This is a genomic window from Streptomyces sp. 3MP-14 (assembly GCF_006334905.2).
Classification (GTDB): domain Bacteria; phylum Actinomycetota; class Actinomycetes; order Streptomycetales; family Streptomycetaceae; genus Streptomyces; species Streptomyces triticirhizae.
Genome location: NZ_VDLZ02000012.1, coordinates 39,791 through 57,846, shown reverse-complemented (window position 1 = coordinate 57,846; position 18,056 = coordinate 39,791). Strand labels below are relative to the sequence as shown.

Genomic DNA, 18,056 nt, shown 5'->3' with positions numbered 1-18,056 from the left:
CGACCCGTCCCCGACCCGCACCACCGGATTGGTACCGTCCAGAACCATGCGCCCCTCGATCCCCGACTACCGCCCCGAGTGGAACGGCGCCGCCGAGCTGGCGTCCGCCGCCGACATGACGGCCGTCCGCGCCGCCGGCCGGGCCGTCGTCGACCTCGTGCTGACGGACGACGACGTCTTCTACGACAGCCTCTCCGACGGGCTCCAGGCGGACATCATCACGCCCGTGGAGATGCTGGAGATCGCCCTGAAGCCGCCGTCCGACGACGTCGACGTGGTGGCCGCCGCCCGCATGGTCCGCGCGGCGGTCGACCGCCACCACGGAACCCCGGGCGCGGCCCCCGGCGAACTGACCACCCTCACCGACCAGTTGCCCCCGGCCCCGCCGGAACTGCTCCGCTGAGGCCGGGCCGGTGCCGCCGATCACGCTCGATGCCGGCCGGCTGCGGCTGCGCCCGTTCACGGGGGCGGACGCCGACTGGGTGTACCGGGTCTCGCTCGACCCGGCGATGCGGCGGTTCATCGACCTGCCCTCCCCCTACCTCCGGGAGCACGCGGAGCACTTCGTCGAGCACCTCGCCGTGGCCGGCTGGAACGGCGGCACCCGCGCCGAGTTCCTGGTGGAGGACGCGGAGACGGCGCGCCGGCTCGCCCGGGTCGGCCTCCACCTGCGCGGCGACCGGACGGCCGAGATCGGCTACTGGGCCGACCCGGCGGCCCGGGCGCGGGGCGTCACCAGCGCCGCCGTCGCGGCGGCCTGCCGGTGGGCCTTCGACGATGAGCGGCTCGAACTCATAGAGTGGCGCGCCGAGGTGGGCAACCATGCCTCCCGGCGGGTGGCCGAGAAGGTCGGCTTCCGGATCGAGGGAACGCTCCGCCGCCGCCTTCGACACCGGGGCGAACGCGTGGACGCCTGGGTGGGTTCCCTGCTCCCGGGCGAGATCATCCCGCCCGCACCGGCCCGCCCCGAGGCCGACGGCGCACGCTAGGTCCGCGCACCGCCGGCCTCCGGTCGTCAACGGGAGTGCGCCGCAGAGTAGTTGCGGCCCCCGTCGCCGGGGCCGAACTCGGGGCCCTGGTGGAGGCCCATCGCGCCGTGCACAAAGGTCGGCACCCAGCGCGCGGTCCCGTCGGTCAGGCGCAGCGTCACCCGCCAGCGCCCGCCGGGCTGAGTGCTGCCGGTGCGCAGCGCGAGTTCCACCTCGACGACGTCCGCCCAGCGCAGCCGGCGACGAGCAGCGCCCACAGCGCGTACTCCGCCGCGCCCACCGAGGTCTCGGGCGCGAACGGGCCACGGTCCCTCGTCGACGCCCAGACGCTCAGCGTGCCGCAGGTGATCGCGGCGAGCGTCGCCAGCGCCCACCCGGCGCAGCGCGGGCGGTGCCGCAGCACCCGTCTCTCGGCCATCTCCCCGTGCCCCCGCGCCCGCGTGTGGCCCGGCCGTTCGGGCCGGGTCCAGGCGAGCATAGCCAGCGCCGCCCGCGCCGCCCGCCCCCGTTCCCCCGCCTCGGCGCCCGTCCTCGTCCTCGTGCCGGGTCGGGGGCGGCGTGCTACTGTCGTTGGCAGTTGCAGTTTTGGTTGTGGTTGTGGTTGTGACTCCCAGAACCTCCAGTGTCCTTGAGTGGCCACGCATCCCAGCGAGTATCTCCGCGGCTCCGATTTCCGGAGAGGGCGATCATTACGGCGACACGGTTTCCGCGATACCGCGGCCGGCCGGCGTACCGCTCAAAGGAGATATGAGATGGCCAGCTTCGCCTTCGATCGGCAGAGCCCCGACACGGGGAGCGTCGTTCCCGCCTGACGTCAGGGGTCCGGCGTCCGGGGTCTGAATCCCGGGACGTGATCCACGGTTCCCGCCCGCGCCGGCACGCGCGCGGCGCGTCCCGGTGGTCCGGGCAGGCGGCGAGAGTGTTTCCGCCCCCACGAGCACCGTTCCAGAACGAATTCCCAGCAGCTTTTCGACAGCTTTCCGACAACGGTCAGACCAGTTCCGAAGACGGCATGTCCGTCGCCCCTGGTCTGCCCTGGCTTCTTTTCGCACCCGGCTCATTCTTGCGGTTCTCCCGGACGTGTTTCTCGTGCGGGGACTCCCTGATATGTGCCGCATCAAGGAGGGTTCCCCGTGAACCGCACATTCCATGGCAACCGTTCGACCCGAGGCCGCAGCGGCGGTTCCGCGCCCGCCGCGCCGCGCAGGGGCGGCGGCGGTCGTCGTTCCGCCGTCCGGCAGGTCGAGTTCGCGCTGCCCGAGACGACCGGCGACCAGCTCCCCGCCGTCGAGCGTTTCGCCGAACTCGACATGGCCAAGCCGCTGTTGGCCGCCCTCGACACCGAGGGCGTGACGGTGCCCTTCCCGATCCAGGCCGCGACGTTGCCCAACTCGCTCGCGGGCCGCGACGTACTCGGCCGGGGCCGCACCGGCTCCGGGAAGACCCTCGCGTTCGGGCTGGCGCTGCTGTCCAGGACCGCCGGCCAGCGCGCCGAGGCGCACCGGCCGCTGGCCCTGGTCCTCGTCCCGACCCGCGAGCTGGCGCAGCAGGTCACGGAGGCGCTCACGCCCTACGCCCGCGCGGTGCGGCTGCGGATGGCCACCGTCGTCGGCGGCATGTCCATCGGCCGCCAGGCGAGCGCGCTGCGCAACGGCGCCGAGGTCGTCGTGGCCACCCCGGGGCGGCTGCGTGACCTGGTGGAACGCGGCGACTGCCGGCTGGACCAGGTCGCGATCACCGTGCTGGACGAGGCCGACCAGATGACCGACATGGGCTTCATGCCGCAGGTCACGGCCCTGCTCGACCAGGTCAGGCCGGACGGCCAGCGGATGCTGTTCTCCGCGACGCTGGACCGCAACATCGACCTGCTGGTCCGCCGCTACCTCACCAACCCGGTGGTGCACTCCGTTGATCCGTCGGCCGGCGCGGTGACGACGATGGACCACCATCTGCTGCACATCCAGAGCGACGACAAGCGGACCATCGTCACCGAAATCGCCGCGCGCAGCGGCCGGTTGATCATATTCCTCGACAGCAAGCGCGCCGCCGACCGGCTCACCACCCATCTGCTGCGCAGCGGCGTGCGGGCGGCGGCCCTGCACAGCGGGAAGTCGCAGCCGCAGCGCACCCGGACGCTGACCCAGTTCCGGACGGGGCATGTCGCCGTCCTGGTGGCCACCAACGTCGCGGCGCGCGGCATCCATGTCGACTCGCTGGACCTGGTCGTCAACCTGGACCCGCCCGCCGACCCGAAGGACTATCTGCACCGGGGCGGCCGCACCGCGCGGGCCGGCGACTCGGGGAGCGTGGTGACCCTCGTCACGCCCGAGCAGCGGCGCGACGCGACGCGGCTGATGGCCGCCGCCGGGATCACCGCGCGGACCACCCGGGTGGCGCCGGGCGAGGAGGCGCTACGGCAGATCACGGGGGCGCGGGAGCCCTCCGGGGTGCCGGTCGTCATCACCGCTCCCGCGCCGGAGCACGCGGGGCGCGGGGGCCGCGCCGGGGGCGGTCGTGCCGGCAGCGGGGGCGGCGCCGGGAGCGCGGGAGGCAACGCGCGCCGGCGCGCGACGGCGCGGCGCCGCAGCGCGCCGCGCAGGTCGGACGCCGGCCGCGCCGCCTGAGCCCCCTGTCCATCCGGTACTCGTTCCCTCCCGGCTCAGCTCCTGTTCCGCTCCGTGTTCCGCTTCTCTCCCCTGTGAGGTTCCCATGCGCTGCGTCATCGCCCGCTACCCGTTCGAACTGACCCGTGACACCGTGCTGGCCTCGATGAAGGGCGTCAGCCCCGAGCCGGTGGTGGGCCAGTCGGTGATCATCGGCCGCCGCACCTACCCGTTGATGCAGGTCGGTCAGGTCGTCACCGGCCAGGACCGACGCGACTTCACGCCCGGCGAGGTGCGTCGGGCCATGATGCGGCTGGGCTTCACCTGCCGCGACCCGCACGCCGAGGTCCCGACGCCGGAGGGCACGCCGTTGGCCCGGGCGTCCGCCGCTCTGGGCGGGCCCACCGGCGGCTGACCCGGCGCGCGCTTCGACGACGCGTCTAGGCTGGCGGCGTGCGCACCGCCACCGCCCCCTCGTCCCCCGCCGCCCGCCCACGCGGCGACCGGGAGACCCGTAGGCTGCCCGCCTACGCGCCGGGGGCGGTGGCGGTGCCGTTCGTGATCAGGTGCTACGACGAGATCGTCGAGCGCGACACCACCTGGAACGAACACTCGCACCCGTTCCACGAGTTGCTGTGGAACGAGCGGGGCGCCTCGACGGCCGTCGTCGGCACGCGGGTCTGGACCATCACGCCGACGCTGGGCCTGTGGATGCCGGCCGGCACGCTGCACTCCGGGTCGGCGATAGCGGGGACCTGGTTCCGGGCGAGCTTCTTCGGCTTCGGCGGCACGACGTCCATCTCCGACGTTCCGGTGGCCGTGGAGATCACACCGCTGCTGCGGCTGTTGCTGGAACGGCTCGCCGATGCCGAGCTGTCGCCGGCGTCGCGGTCGGTGACCGAGGCGATGGTGCTGGACGTGGTCACGCCGTCCCCGCACGCGCTGCCGCTGCGGATGCCGGTGTCCGAGCTGCTGCGGCCCATCGCCGACGCGGTCACCGAAAACCCGGGCGACCAGCGGACGTTGGCGCACTGGGCGGCGCAGCTGGGAGTGAGCGCGCGGACGATCACGCGGGCGTTCGCGGCGGAGACGGGAACGAGCTTCGCGCGCTGGGTCGCGGCGGTGCGGGCCCGGCACGCGGTGGAGTTGCTCACGCGGGGGCGGGAGGTGGAGGCGGTGGCGCGGGCCGTCGGCTACCAGTCGGCGAGCGCGTTCGGCGCGGCGTTCCGCCGCACGACGGGGCGAACGCCGGGGGCGTTTCGCTGCCGCTGAGCCACGACGGGGCCGCACCCGACCACGCACCATCGGCCGTTCCTCACCATCGTCGACCGCGGCCCGCACCCGACCACGCACCCGGGGCGCCCCTCACCGTCGTCGACCGCGGCCCGCCCCCCATCACCCGCGCAGTTCCCCGCGTCCCCAAACGCCCACCCACCCCAGGGGCGCGGGGAACTGCGCGAGGAACCGACCACCGGGGCCGCAGCCGACCACGCACCCGGACCACCCCCACCGTCGTCGTCTACAGCCCGCCCCCAAGCGCCCGCGCGAGACTGGTAGGGCCGGCGGTTCGGGCGGTCGGCGGAGAGGGGCAACACCCATGAAGGGCACGAACGTGTCACTGCCGGGCGATCTCGCCGAGGCACTGCGGTCCTGCGGGCTCGCGGCGCGGCGGGGCGTGCATGTCGTCGAGGTCGGCGGCTCCTCGGTGCAGAGCACCATGTTGGGCCCGGACGGGGGCGTCCAGTTCCTGGACGGGCCCCAAGCCGGCGCCGACGGGGAGGTGTTCGGGCTGACCGCCCCCGGGCTGGTGATCGACGGGCGGGTGTGGGGCGCGACCCAGTTGGGCTGGGACGACGTGGCGGCGTGGCGGGAACTGGGCTACCGGCGGCCGCCCGACGTGTCCATGAACGACGCGGAGGCCGCCGCGCTGGGCGAGTGGCTGTTGCGCGAGGAGCGCCCAAGCTCCCTGCTCTACGCGGGGATCGGCACCGGCCTCGGCGGCGCGTTGGTCGTCGACGGGGTGACGGTGCCGTCGTTCGACCTGAGCCATCGCACTGGCTTCGGGGACGGTGTCTGTCACGGGTGTCGGCGCCGGGGTTGTCTCAACGCGCAGGTGGGCGGGGAGTATCTGCCGGCCCGGCTGTCGACGGCCGACGGGCGGCGGGTGGTGGAGTTGCTCGCGACGGCGATCGAGGGGGCCGGGGTGCCGGCGGGCACCGTCGTGGTGTTCGCGGGTGGGCTGGTGCGGCGCACCCGACCCGAGTTGGTCGCTGCGCTGCGGGAACGGCTGCGCGGGGTCTTTCCGGTGGTGGGCTCGGCGGCGCCGGAGGCGGCCAAGTCGGCGGCCTACGCAGGGGTGTTCCTACGCCTGGCCGAGGCCCGGCGCCCGACGACGGACCGGGACCACCCCGCATCGTCGTCGTCTACAGCCCGCCCCGAATAACTCGCAGCCGACCACGCGTCATTGGCCGGTCCTCACCGTCGTCGTCGGCGCCCCGCCCCCGGGGCGCCCTGTCCCAATCACTACATTCCGTGTCCGTAAAGGGCGATTGCGACACCCGCCCCGCTCTCTTAAGGTACCGGTGGGCACGTCGAGGAAAGGTAAGCCTTACCTAACCCCTCGTGTCCGATGTACGTCAGACCGGTGCACCGCTCCACGACCGCGTTCCGCGACCCGCGTGTGAGGTCCGGCACCCAGACCCGGAAGTGGAGTCACGAGAGCCATGCGTTCACACCGCCTCCCCCTTCTCGCCGTGGCGGCGGTCCTGTTGGGGCTCACCGCCTGCGGCGGTTCCTCAGACGACAACAGCGACGGTGCCGACAGCGCGGGCAACGCGAACAGCGCCGCGTTCCCCCGCACCATCGAGCACGCCCTCGGCGAGACCACCATCGAGTCCGCGCCGCAGCGCGTCGCCACCGTCAACTGGGCCAACCACGAGGTGCCGTTGGCCCTCGGCGTCGTCCCCGTCGGCATGGCGGCGGCGAACTTCGGCGACGACGACGGCGACGGGGTGCTGCCCTGGGTCGCCGAGCGGCTGACCGAACTCGACGCCGAGACGCCCGTTCTCTTCGACGAGACCGACGGCATCGACTTCGAGGCCGTCGCCGACACCGAGCCGGACGTGATCCTGGCCGCCTACTCGGGCCTGACCCAGCAGGACTACGACACGCTCAGCGAGATAGCCCCGACCGTCGCCTACCCGGACGCCCCCTGGGCGACCCCGTGGCGCGAGATCATCCAGCTGAACAGCCAGGCGCTCGGACTCGACGCCGAGGCCGACGCGTTGATCACCGACATCGAGGACGAGATCGCGGCCACCGTCGCCGACTACCCGCAGCTCGAAGGCAAGTCCGCGATGTTCATGACGCACGTCGACCCCAACGACGTCAGCGAGGTCGGCTTCTACACCACGCACGACACCAGGACCCTCTTCTTCGAGGACCTGGGCCTGACCATCCCGGAGAGCATCGCCACCGCCTCCGAGGGCACCGACCAGTTCGCCCTCACGCAGAGCGCCGAACGGATCGACGCCTTCGACGACGTGGACATCATCACGGGATACGGCGACGAGACCGGCGAGTTGCTGGACGTGCTGCGGAACGACCCGCTGCTGTCCCGCATCCCGGCCGTCGAGCGCGACTCCGTCTACCTGCTGCCGGGCAGCACGCCGCTGGCGACCGCCGCCAACCCCACCCCGCTCTCCATCTCCTGGGTGTTGGAGGACTATGTGGCGGCGCTCGCCGAGGCAGCGGACCGCGTCGAATGACAACGCGCGCCCCCTCGGCGGCGTTCGAGCCACACCGCGCGCCGGTCGAGCCCGTGCCCGCGCCGAGCGCGCCGGCGCGGGCCCGCTCGGCGCGGGCGCGGCTGCTGTGGCTGCTGGTCGTGGTGCTGGCGCTGGCCGCGACCATGCTGGCCTCGGTGGCGTTCGGCTCCCGCACCGTCGGCTGGTCCGACGTCGTCGCCGGGCTCGGCGGCGCCGAGGACACGCTGGAGCAGGCGGCCGTGGCCAAGCGCGTGCCGCGCACCGTGCTCGCGGTGCTGGTCGGCGCGGCGCTGGGCCTGGCCGGCGGGGTGATGCAGGGCGTGACCCGCAACCCGCTGGCCGATCCGGGGATTCTGGGCGTCAACATGGGCGCCTCGCTGGCCGTGGTCACGGCCGTCGCCTACTTCGGGCTGGCCTCGCCGGTCGGCTATGTGTGGGTGGCGATGGCGGGCGCTGCGGTCTCGGCCGGGTTCGTCTATGTCGTCGGCTCGTTGGGGCGCGGCGGCGCGACGCCGCTGAAGCTGGCGCTCGCCGGGGCGGCCACGTCGGCGGCGTTCGCCTCGCTGGTCAGCGCGGTGCTGCTGCCGCGCAACGACATCGCCGGCGGCTTCCGGCTCTGGCAGATCGGCGGCGTCGGCGGCGCCTCCTTCGAACGGATCGGGCAGGTGTGGCCGTTTCTCGCCGTCGGCTTCGCGATCTGTCTGCTGTCGGCGCGGGCCCTCAACTCCCTTGCCCTGGGCGACGAACTCGCGGCCGGGCTCGGGGAGCACGTGGTCCGGGCCCGGGCGACGGCCGCGCTGGGCGCGGTGGTGCTGTGCGGCGCTGCGACGGCGGTGGCCGGGCCGATCGGCTTCGTGGGGCTGGTCGTTCCGCACGCCTGCCGGCTGCTGGTCGGCGTGGACCACCGCTGGCTGCTGCCGTTCGCCACGCTGACCGGCGCGGTGCTGCTGACGGCGGCCGATGTGGTGGGGCGCGTGGTGGCGCGCCCGAGCGAGGTGGAGGTGGGCATCGTGACCGCGCTGTTGGGCGCGCCGTTCTTCATCCATATCGTCCGGCGCCAGAAGGTGCGTGCCCTGTGACCGCCCCCGTGGCGCCGCCCGTTGACGCGGCGCCGAGCGCGACGGTGCGGGCCGTCGCCGTCGGACGGCGGCGGCGGGCCGCGCGGCGGCTCCTGGTCGTGCTGGTGCTGGCGGTGCTGGTGGTGGCCGCGTTCACGGCGAGCCTGATGTTCGGGCGGACGTACTACCCGCCCGACGAGGTGCTGCGGGTGATCGCGGGCGAGCGGGTGCCGGGCGCCTCGTTCACCGTGGGCCGGCTGCGGTTGCCGCGCGCGGTGCTCGCCGTGGTGGCGGGGCTGAGCTTCGGCCTGGCCGGCGTGACCTTCCAGACGATGCTGCGCAACCCGCTGGCCAGCCCCGACATCATCGGCATCAGCGCGGGCGCCAGCGCGGCCGCGGCGATCGCGATCGTGACGCTCTCGCTCGGCGGAACCGCCGTCTCCGTGCTGGCGATCGCGGCCGGGCTGGGCGTGGCGCTGCTGGTGTACGGGCTGGCGTTCCGGGACGGCGTGGTCGGCACCCGGCTGATCCTGATCGGCATCGGGATCTCCGCGATGCTCGACAGCGTCACCTCCTATGTGCTGTCCCGCGCCGCCGAGTGGGACCTGGCGGAGGCGATGCGCTGGCTGACCGGCAGCCTCAACGGCGCGACCTGGAACGAGACGGTGCCGGCGCTGGTCGCGCTGGCCGTGCTGGCGCCGGTGCTGCTGTCGCGGGCCCGCGACCTCGACGCGCTGCGGCTCGGCGACGACACCGCCGCCGCGCTGGGGGTCCGGGTGGAACGCGTCCGACTGACCCTGATCGTGGCGGCCGTTGGCCTGATCGCCTTTGCCACGGCGGCGACCGGACCGATCGCGTTTGTGGCGTTTCTCTCCGGGCCGATCGCGGCCCGCCTGGTGGGTCCCGGCGCCTCGACGCTGCTGCCGGCCGCCCTGGTCGGCGCGCTGCTGGTGCTGTCCGCCGACTTCGTCGGGCAGTTCGCGTTCGACCACCGCTATCCGGTCGGGGTGGTGACCGGCGTGCTCGGCGCGCCCTACCTCATCTATCTGATCGTCCGCACCCATCGGGCGGGAGGCTCGATTTGACCACGTCCCACCGCCTCGCCGCCGAGCGGCTGACGCTCGGCTACGGCGACCGCGTCGTCGTCGCGTCCCTGGACCTGGCCGTGCCGCCCGGCGCGATCACCGTGATCGTCGGCGCCAACGCCTGCGGGAAGTCGACCCTGTTGCGCTCGATGACCCGGCTGCTCCCGCCCCGCGCGGGGCAGGTGGTCCTCGACGGCAGGGCCGTGCACCGGCTGCCGGCCAAGGAACTCGCCCGCACGCTCGGCCTGTTGCCGCAGTCCCCGGTGGCGCCCGAGGGCATCACCGTACTGGACCTGGTCGGCCGGGGCCGCCACCCGCACCAGGGTGTGTTCTCGCGGTGGAACGAACGGGACGACGCCGCCGTGGCCGCCGCCCTGGACGCCACCCGCACCGCCGAGCTGGCCGACCGCGCCGTGGACGAGCTGTCGGGCGGGCAGCGGCAGCGGGTCTGGATCGCGATGGCCCTGGCGCAGCAGACCGATCTGCTGCTGCTGGACGAGCCGACCACGTTCCTCGACGCCAGCCACCAGATCGAGGTGCTGGACCTGTTGACCGACCTCAACCGGACGCGGGGCACCACCGTCGTGATGGTGCTGCACGACCTCAACCTCGCGGCCCGATACGCCGACCACCTGATCGCCATCGCCGACGGCGCCCTGCACGCGGCCGGGCACCCGTCCGAGGTGCTCAACGAGGAGACGGTGCGCGCGGTCTTCGGGCTGGAGAGCCTCGTGATCGAGGACCCGGTCTCGGGGCGCCCGCTGATGCTGCCGATCGGCAGGTACCACAGCGGCGGGGAGGGGGCGGCGGGCGCGGGTTCCACGGAAGCGGACGGGGCTGACGGGGGGGACGGGCACTGAACGGGCGCCCGGCCGGCACCCGGCGGGCGTCGACCGGGCATCGACCGGGCGTTGACCGGGCGTTCCGGTGTTGCCAACCGAGGCGGCAACGGGCGGCGGGCGCGGGCGCGCCGGCTGAGGGGAACCCGGATGCGCCGGGCGCGCAACGGGCGCGCAACGGCGGGCAACTCAGCAACACGCGCCCGCAACACCCACCTCCCGGGTCATGCTGGGCTCCGGCCGGCAGGGCGCCGGCCCCAACTCCCGGGAGGAACCCGCGTGAACGGCCCGTTGATGACGTTACGCACCGCCGTCATCCTCAGCCTCGGCGCGCTCGGCGCCGCAGGCACCGCCGTGCTCACCCTCGCCGCCGGCGGCTCGACGCCGGGCGCGCTGCTGGCGGCCTGGGCCGCGTTCGGCGCGGTCGTGCCCACGCTGCACCGGCTGATCGCGGGCGAGGCGTCGGAGGCCGAACGTGCCTGAACTGCGCCCGCTCGCCCCCGACCTGGCGCCCGAGAGCCACGCCCTGGCCGAGGCGCTGCGGGAGCTGTTCTGCGGCCTCGGCATCTCGGTGCGCCGGTACGCCGCGCGGCGCAGCCGCGATCCGGGCGCCCTGTCCCGCTATCTGGGCGGCACCCGGGTGCCGCCCTGGGAGGTGGTGATGGACCTGCTCACCGATCTCGCGGAGCACCGGGGCCGGCCGACCACGCCGGCCACGTTCGAGCATGTGCGGCGCCTGCACCGCGCGGCGGAGGCCGCCGCCGGCTCGCCCCGGCAGGCCACCGAGATACTGACCCAGCAGCTCGCCGACGCCGACCGCACCTCGCGCCGCTCCTCCGCGCGCGGCGAGGTGCTGGAGGAGGCGCTGTTGGACCGCAGCCACCGGATCGCCGACCTGGAGGTACGGCTCAACCAGATCGAGTCCCGGTGGGCCACCGAGCGGGAACGGGCCGACCGGCTGGCGGCCGGGTGGGGCGAGGCGGGCGCGCTGCGCCGGGAGCGGGACCGTTTGCAGTCGGAAGTCAGCGAACTGCGGGCCGAGTTGGCGGACGCCCAGCGGCGGCGGGAGGAGGCCGAGGCGCGGTGCGCGCTGCTGGAGCGGCAGATGGAGCTGGTGGAACGCCAGAGCGCGGCGACTCCCGGGCGTCCGCTGCCGCCCGCGCCGCCGGGCGCCGCACGGGCCGAGGGGCGGGACCGGCGCGCACCGCACCTGCCGCGCATCCTGGTCGTGGACGACGAGCACAGCAACGTCCTCGCGCTGACCGGGGTGTTGACCAGCCTGGGCCAGGAGCTGGTGACCGCGTCCTCGGGGCACGAGGCGCTGAAGGCGCTGCTCACGCACGACGACTTCGCCGTGATCATCATGGACGTGCAGATGCCGGGGATGGACGGCTACGAGACCGCCGCGCACATCAAGCGGCGCTCCAGGACCCGGGACATCCCGATCATCTTCCTCACGGCGATGGGCATCGACGCGGAGCACAGCGCGCGGGGCTACGCCGCCGGGGCCGTGGACTACATCGGCAAGCCCTTCGATCCGTGGGCGCTGCGGGCCAAGGTCTCGGTCTTCACCGACCTGTTCCTTGAGCGCCGCCGCAGCCGCCAACCAGGCCGCGTGTAGGGGCCGTTGAGGCGCGCGCACGGCCGGCTCGACCCCGGCTCGACCCCGGCCTCGCGCCCGACTCCGCGCCCGGCGTGCGCGGGCGCGCCCGGGGCCGCTCCGACGGGTTCTGGCGGTTCCACACCCGGCTCCGCTGGCGAGAACCCGCCAACGCCCGGGGGCGGCGCGCTCTTCACCCGAAAGCCCCCCATATCCCCCGGGGGAACGCCCGTACGACGTCACACAGATGATGCGTTTCGCGACGCACAGCGACGGGCCACCGACCCCTCTTGACGAGCGCTGTCGATCTCGAAGATCGTAGATCAGCCTTCTCAGCCTCATGCGCATGGCGAGCCTATGGCCCCTTTGCGGAGGGGCCACATTCCCGCCTGCGTTTTCCGCTTTTCCTCCGAGGACCAGGAGGGGCACAGCACGACCACCCGGGCTGAGCAGCCGACTTTCGGCATCTGTGAGGGGGAAACCGTGGTAAGTCCCGAGCTGTGTCAGGCTACTTCGTGCAGAAGTGGGCGCGATTCAGGCGCGAACGGGGGACCTGGCAGGGCCGGTACCGGTTGGTTCTTATGTCTGATGTGCCGGGACCGCCTGGTGAACGACCTGCTCAGTATGCCCGCCCTGTATTCCGACTGCGACCGGGGAACTGGCCCCGAAGTCGTCCGGGTCATTCGGCGGATTCCCCGGAAGAGCGCGACCGTCGACTCGATCAGTCCGGCCGCCGCCGAGATACGCGCGGCCATTCGCACGGTGTTGGCCTCCTGGTCGGGGTTGGTCTCCCAGGAACGCGGCGTGGCCCGCCCGGCCCGCGACATTCCCGCGCTCTCCCGCTTTCTCTGCCGCCATATCGACTGGTTGACCCGGCATCCCGCCGCCGGCGACCTCATGGACGAGATCCGGGAACTCGCCCGGCGCGCCCACCACGTCGCCTATCCCGACAACTCCCGGCGCGTTCCCATCGGCTACTGCCCGGTCCCGGAATGCGAGGGGGAGTTGGTGGCGCGAATGCGGTCCCGCGACGACGCCCAGCCCTCGGAAATAGTCTGCTCGATCTCCCCCCACCACTCGTGGCCGGCCACGAGCTGGACCAGGCTCGCCCGTCAGGTTCGAAGAAGCCAAGGAGAGAGCGCGTGAAACCGCGAACGACGACGGCCGGACTGACCGCTGACGACATCGCGGCGCTGTGGCACGTTCCCAAGGGAACGGTCTACCGCTACGCCCACACCTACCGCTGGCGGCGTTACACCCACACCGGCCGCGCCTACTACCATCCGGACGATGTCACGGCCACCTTCGACCAGTTGACCGGCCAGGATCAGGACCAGTAGAACCCGCCGGCGGCCGGCGACGGAATTCCCTTCTCCGCACCGCCGCCCTCCGATGGCACGCCCTCGCGTCGGCGGACCCAGTCAGCCACCATTCGCTCGCGAATGGTGGCTCTTGTCGTCGTTGTCCGGCCCGTGGGAATCCCGCTTCGACCGACCCGTCGAACGCGCCCTGGACCCGTCGGCACATGCGGCCCGGATGTTCCGCCGCCGTGGGCCGACGCGCCAACTCCGCGCGGATCGCCGGAAACTGATGATCCAAAGCCGGAGACCTTGACAGTCCTGCGACGAAGAACCTATACATATAATCGTTGCCCCCATCCTGCCCTCGCTCCTCGCGGGGGCGCGATCCGGCCCCGCCGCGCTCGGGCCCCGGGCAGCTCCTCCCCCGCACGGCCCCGGCCGCCGCCGACGCCCGGCCGCGCCGCGCCGACCGGCCCCGCCGGTCCCTCCCGATCCGTCGCATCCGCCGCCGGCAGACTCCCGTCGCCTGCGGCGTTTCTCATGCCGCTGACCTGTGCGAACACCCGCCGGCCGGCCGGCGGTTCCCGCCTGCGGCGGCGTGCGCCGAGCCAACCGCCGCTTCGCCGTGCCTCGTTCCCTCCCGACCACCTCGACCGACCCGAAACCACCTCGACCCGGTCGTGCCCCACACCCATCGGGGCGCCGACCGACCAGCACCGAGAGACCTGCGAGAAAAAACTTCACGCGGAGAAGGCAGATTCCAAGGAAACTCTACAGAAAGTAGATTCTCGATATGCCAAGGCTCTGCAAGCCGTCGGTGAGTGTGCCGGAACACGTCATCACCATGGAGGAGACGCTGGCCTTCGCCGAGGAGGTCCACGCGGGGAAGCCACAGCTTCCCCTGGCCCTGCGGCTCATCAGGAACACGGGGGTGCGGAAGCGCCACATCGTGCAGCCCATCGAAAAGACGCTCCAGCACCCGGGTTTCGAGGAACGCAACCGCGTCTACGAGGTCGAGTCGAGGAAGCGCTGCCCCGAGGTCGTCGAACAGGCCCTGGCGAACGCCGCGTTAACGGCACGGGACATCGACGCGATCATCTATGTGTCCTGCACGGGATTCACGATGCCATCGCTGACCGCCTGGCTGATCAACGCCATGGGATTCCGTTCCGACACCCGTCAGATACCCATCGCCCAGTTGGGCTGCGCGGCCGGCGGCTCCGCGATCAACCGGGCCCATGACTTTCTGACCGCCTATCCCGAGGGCAATGTCCTCATCGTCTCCTGCGAGTTGTGCTCGCTGTGCTACCAGCCCACGGACGACGACATCGGTTCCCTGCTGTCCGACGGCCTTTTCGGTGACGCCGTAGCCGCCGCCGTGGTGCGGGGCAGGGGCGGCACCGGAATCTCCCTGGAGCGGAACGCCTCGTATCTCATTCCGCACACCGAGGACTGGATCTCCTACGCCGTGCGCGACACCGGATTCCACTTCCAACTGGACCGCAGGGTCCCGGGAACGATGGAGCCGCTCGCACCCGTGCTGCGGGAACTCGCCGCCGACCACGGCTGGGACATCCAGAACCTCGACTTCTACATCATCCACGCCGGCGGGCCGCGCATTCTGGACGACCTCAGCAGGTTCCTCGACGTCGACCGCAAGATGTTCCGGCACAGTTGGGCCACCCTCACCGAATACGGGAACATCGCCAGCGCCGTCGTACTCGACGCGCTCCGCCGGCTGTTCGAGGAGGACACGCCGATGCCGGAGGCCACCGGCGTGATCGCGGGATTCGGCCCCGGCATCACCGCCGAGATGGCGGTGGGTCGTTGGAAACTCGACCTGCCGGGCGCCCTGGACTGAATGCGGCAACTGAACGCGGCATCCTCCGGGGCGCGCGCCTGGCCGCCAGGTCCCCCGCCCCACGCGACATCCCACACCGACGACAGGAAACGCATTCGCATGACCGGTCTCATAGTCCCGCCCGGTGAGGGGCGAAAGCTGATCACCCCCATGCAGGAGGTGACGTTCAAGGTCACCGCAGCCGACGGCTCCTCGATATCCGTCTTCGAGGTCGTGGTCCCCCCGGGATTCGACGTCGGCGCGCATTCCCACCTCCATTCCCAGGAACTGTTCTACGTTCTCGAAGGGGAGTTGGAACTCTTCGCCTTCGAGCCGCTGAAGCGCACCGAGGACTCCTGGCACGACTGGGAGTCCCCCGAGGGCCAGCGGGTGGTGCGGGCGACGGCGGGCGCCTGCATGTTCGTCCCGCCGGGCACGCCGCACGCGTTCCGCAACCCGACCGACCAGCCGGCGCGGATGCTCTTCCAGAGCGCGCCATCGCCCGACCACGAGAAGTACTTCGAGGAGATCTGCCAGATCTTCGACGCCGGCGGCTCCCCCAGCAGGGACGCCGTGCAGGACCTTCGCGATCGCTACGACGTCACCCAGATCACGCCGCTGCGCTTCGAGCCGCCGGCGCCGCCTGCCACGTCGAGCGACGCCCCGCCCGCCGACCGGGCGACGGCCGGAACGACGACCGGAACGGAGCGTGTCGCGCGGTGACCACCATGTTCTCCTCGGACCCGGGCAACCCGCCGGAGCCCATCGACCTGGTGCACGCCAGCCTGGGCGAGGCCGAACTCGCCGCCGTCGCCGAGGTGTTCGCCTCCGGCTGGCCGGCCGGCCAGGGCCCGCGCGGCAAGGCGCTCGAAGCCCAGCTGGCGGAACGTTACGGCGTCGGTGGCGCCGTCGCGACCAGCAACTGCGGCGCCGCCCTCCACCTCGCCCTGCTGGCGCTCGGCGTCGGCCCGGGCGACGAGGTGATCGTCGCCGACTTCACCTTTCCCGCGCCGGCGCACGCCGTGCGTTGGGTCGGCGGCACCCCGGTCTTCGCCGACGTGCGGCCCGACACCGGCACCGTCGACCCGCAGTCGGTCGCCGACCTGGTGACCCCGCGCACGGTCGGCCTGATCGTCGTCGACACCGTCGGACTCCCGGCCGACTACGACGAGTTGAACGAGATCGCCGCCCGGCACGGCCTCTTCGTCGTCGAGGACGCGGCCTGCGCCGTCGGCGCCACCTACCGGGGCCGGCCGGCCGGCGCCCTGGCGCCCGTGGCCTGCCTCTCCTTCCACGGCCGCAAGGGCGCCAGCAGCGGCGAGGGCGGCGCGCTGCTCACCGCCGACCCCAAGCTGGCCGCCGACGCCCGGGTGCGCTCCTCGTTCGGCATCGGCAGCATCTTCGACCAGGCGCAGGTCGTCGGCCTGCCGATCCCGGTCTTCACGGAGATCGGCTACAACTACAAGCTCTCCGACATCGCCGCCGCCATCCTCCAGGTCCAACTCGGCCGCATCGACGAGCTGTTGGAGCGCCGCACCGCCGTCGCCGCGCGCTACGGCGAGCTGCTTGCCGACGAGGAGCTGGTCACGCTCCCGCAGGTGCCCGATGACCGCACCCACGCCTGGCAGTCGTACATGGTGACGCTCGACCCGCGCGTCGACCGCGCGGCGGTCGCGGCCGAGCTGCGCGGCCAGGGCATCGGCTGCGGCCACGGCACCTGGGCCTCCCACCTCCAGCCGGTCTACGGGACCGACCAGAAGTGCCCGGTCTCCGCCGACCTGTTCGCGCGGAACCTCGCCATCCCGATGCACGCCGAGCTGACCGGGGAGCAGGTCGAGCGGGTCGTGACCGCGCTGCGGAGCGCGCTGGCCAACCACACGAGGGACAACGCATGAGCGATCTCGACGACACCCCTGACAGCCGGGACGGCCGGGACGGCCGGCCGGGGACGAAGGACCGGCCGACGCCCGACGGCATCATGCGGCTGATCAACGGCTACTGGGCCACCGGCATCCTGGGCGCCGCCGCCACCCACGGCCTCTTCACCCACCTCGACGCCGGTGCCGGCACCGCCGACGAACTCGCCGCCCGCGCCGGCATCTCCGAGCGCGGCGCGCAGACCCTCCTCGACGGGCTGGTCAGCCTGGGCCTGGTGGAGCTGGGCGAGGGCGGCTACCGCAACTCGCCGGAGGCGGCCACGTTCCTGGTCAGGGGCCGGCCGGCCGACCTCAGCAGCTTCGCCCGGCTGAAGCTGGCGCACATGGGCGCCATGGTGGACCTGCCCGAGGTGGTCCGGGTCGGCGGCCCGGTGGCGGACGCGGCCACCGAGGTGGCCGACAACCCGCACTGGGCGGAGGTCGTTCCGGCCATCGCCGCGCAGTCGGTGCCGGTCGCCGAGATCGCCGCCGAGAAGCTGGGGCTGGCCGGCGCCGGCCCGATCTCGATCCTCGACGTGGGCGGCGGCTCCGGCATCTACTCGGCGATCTGGCTGGGCCTCAACCCCGAGGCGCGGGCGACCCAGTTGGACTGGGCGCCGATCAACGAGATCGCCCGCCGGCTGGTGGCCGAGCGCGGCGTCGCCGACCGTTTCACGTGCGTGGACGGCGACCTGCACACCACCGACTTCGGAGAGGCCGCGCACGACGTCGCGGTGTTCTCCCACATCGCCCACCAGGAGGGCCCCGAGGAGAACATCGCGATCCTCACCCGGCTCCGCGCCGCGCTGCGGCCCGGCGGCACGCTGGTGATCTGCGACTACGTCGTGGACGACGACCGGGGCGGGCCACCGTTCCCGTTGATCTTCGCCTCGGAGATGCTGCTCAAGAGCAAGCGGGGCGGGACCTGGCGGCGCGCGGACTACCACGCCTGGCTGGTCAAGGCCGGCTTTTCGGACATCACGTTCCAGCCGACCCCCTCGCCCGCCACCCTGGTCTTCGCCCGGTAACGGGGCCCGTTCACCCGCACCCGTCACGCG

19 protein-coding genes are annotated in these 18,056 nt (G+C 72.8%); 18 read left to right on the top strand and 1 reads right to left on the bottom strand.

Annotated features, from left to right (window positions below):
• Positions 1-46 precede the first annotated feature (46 nt).
• Positions 47-403 carry a hypothetical protein gene (locus FH609_RS20075; RefSeq protein WP_139674920.1) on the top strand — a complete coding sequence of 119 codons (357 nt, stop codon included), beginning with the start codon at positions 47-49 and terminating at the stop codon, positions 401-403.
• 10 nt (positions 404-413) lie between these two features.
• Positions 414-989, top strand: coding sequence for a GNAT family N-acetyltransferase (locus tag FH609_RS20070; RefSeq protein ID WP_139674923.1), 576 nt, complete (start codon positions 414-416; stop codon positions 987-989).
• Between the two features lie 26 nt (positions 990-1,015).
• Here FH609_RS20070 and FH609_RS20065 read toward each other — a convergent pair whose 3' ends face one another.
• The gene (locus FH609_RS20065) at positions 1,016-1,246 is read right to left on the bottom strand and encodes a PH domain-containing protein (RefSeq protein WP_139674926.1); all 231 of its coding nucleotides are present in this window, start codon (positions 1,244-1,246) and stop codon (positions 1,016-1,018) included.
• Positions 1,247-2,122: 876 nt separating this feature from the next.
• Between FH609_RS20065 and FH609_RS20060 the strand changes: the two genes are divergently transcribed.
• The 16 genes from FH609_RS20060 (at position 2,123) to FH609_RS19985 (ending at position 18,026) form a co-directional block, all read left to right on the top strand.
• Positions 2,123-3,613 carry a DEAD/DEAH box helicase gene (locus tag FH609_RS20060; RefSeq protein ID WP_139674929.1) on the top strand — a complete coding sequence of 497 codons (1,491 nt, stop codon included), beginning with the start codon at positions 2,123-2,125 and terminating at the stop codon, positions 3,611-3,613.
• A gap of 85 nt (positions 3,614-3,698) precedes the next feature.
• Positions 3,699-4,007 carry an SCO5918 family protein gene (locus FH609_RS20055; protein ID WP_139674931.1) on the top strand — a complete coding sequence of 103 codons (309 nt, stop codon included), beginning with the start codon at positions 3,699-3,701 and terminating at the stop codon, positions 4,005-4,007.
• 38 nt (positions 4,008-4,045) lie between these two features.
• A complete protein-coding gene (locus FH609_RS20050) occupies positions 4,046-4,864 on the top strand; it encodes a helix-turn-helix domain-containing protein (protein ID WP_139674933.1) in 819 nt (272 codons plus the stop codon).
• A 325-nt stretch (positions 4,865-5,189) separates the two neighbouring features.
• Complete coding sequence (locus FH609_RS20045; protein WP_139674936.1) at positions 5,190-6,035, top strand: ROK family protein; 846 nt, start codon at positions 5,190-5,192, stop codon at positions 6,033-6,035.
• A gap of 280 nt (positions 6,036-6,315) precedes the next feature.
• Entirely contained in the window at positions 6,316-7,359 is a 1,044-nt protein-coding gene (locus FH609_RS20040; protein WP_139674939.1) for an iron-siderophore ABC transporter substrate-binding protein, read from the top strand.
• Positions 7,360-7,502: 143 nt separating this feature from the next.
• The gene (locus FH609_RS20035; RefSeq protein WP_405379158.1) at positions 7,503-8,438 is read left to right on the top strand and encodes a FecCD family ABC transporter permease; all 936 of its coding nucleotides are present in this window, start codon (positions 7,503-7,505) and stop codon (positions 8,436-8,438) included.
• Between the two features lie 8 nt (positions 8,439-8,446).
• On the top strand, positions 8,447-9,502 hold the full coding sequence (locus tag FH609_RS20030) for a FecCD family ABC transporter permease (protein WP_405379161.1): 1,056 nt from the start codon (positions 8,447-8,449) through the stop codon (positions 9,500-9,502).
• Positions 9,499-10,362, top strand: a complete 864-nt coding sequence (locus tag FH609_RS20025; RefSeq protein WP_139674948.1) for an ABC transporter ATP-binding protein — start codon at positions 9,499-9,501, stop codon at positions 10,360-10,362. Before FH609_RS20030 ends, FH609_RS20025 begins: the two co-directional genes overlap by 4 nt.
• Positions 10,363-10,620: 258 nt before the next feature.
• The gene (locus tag FH609_RS20020; RefSeq protein WP_139674951.1) at positions 10,621-10,824 is read left to right on the top strand and encodes a hypothetical protein; all 204 of its coding nucleotides are present in this window, start codon (positions 10,621-10,623) and stop codon (positions 10,822-10,824) included.
• Positions 10,817-11,962, top strand: coding sequence for a response regulator (locus tag FH609_RS20015; protein WP_139674954.1), 1,146 nt, complete (start codon positions 10,817-10,819; stop codon positions 11,960-11,962). Before FH609_RS20020 ends, FH609_RS20015 begins: the two co-directional genes overlap by 8 nt.
• 585 nt (positions 11,963-12,547) lie before the next feature.
• Positions 12,548-13,087, top strand: coding sequence for a hypothetical protein (locus FH609_RS20010; protein WP_226961828.1), 540 nt, complete (start codon positions 12,548-12,550; stop codon positions 13,085-13,087).
• Entirely contained in the window at positions 13,084-13,281 is a 198-nt protein-coding gene (locus FH609_RS20005; RefSeq protein WP_122184788.1) for a hypothetical protein, read from the top strand. The genes FH609_RS20010 and FH609_RS20005 overlap by 4 nt, the downstream gene beginning before the upstream one ends.
• Before the next feature lie 754 nt (positions 13,282-14,035).
• Entirely contained in the window at positions 14,036-15,103 is a 1,068-nt protein-coding gene (locus FH609_RS20000; protein WP_193318112.1) for a type III polyketide synthase, read from the top strand.
• A 99-nt stretch (positions 15,104-15,202) separates the two neighbouring features.
• Entirely contained in the window at positions 15,203-15,805 is a 603-nt protein-coding gene (locus FH609_RS19995) for a cupin domain-containing protein (protein WP_139674957.1), read from the top strand.
• Positions 15,806-15,810: 5 nt separating this feature from the next.
• Positions 15,811-16,977, top strand: coding sequence for a DegT/DnrJ/EryC1/StrS family aminotransferase (locus FH609_RS19990; RefSeq protein ID WP_139675060.1), 1,167 nt, complete (start codon positions 15,811-15,813; stop codon positions 16,975-16,977).
• Positions 16,974-18,026 carry a class I SAM-dependent methyltransferase gene (locus FH609_RS19985; RefSeq protein ID WP_226961827.1) on the top strand — a complete coding sequence of 351 codons (1,053 nt, stop codon included), beginning with the start codon at positions 16,974-16,976 and terminating at the stop codon, positions 18,024-18,026. Before FH609_RS19990 ends, FH609_RS19985 begins: the two co-directional genes overlap by 4 nt.
• Positions 18,027-18,056: the final 30 nt, after the last annotated feature.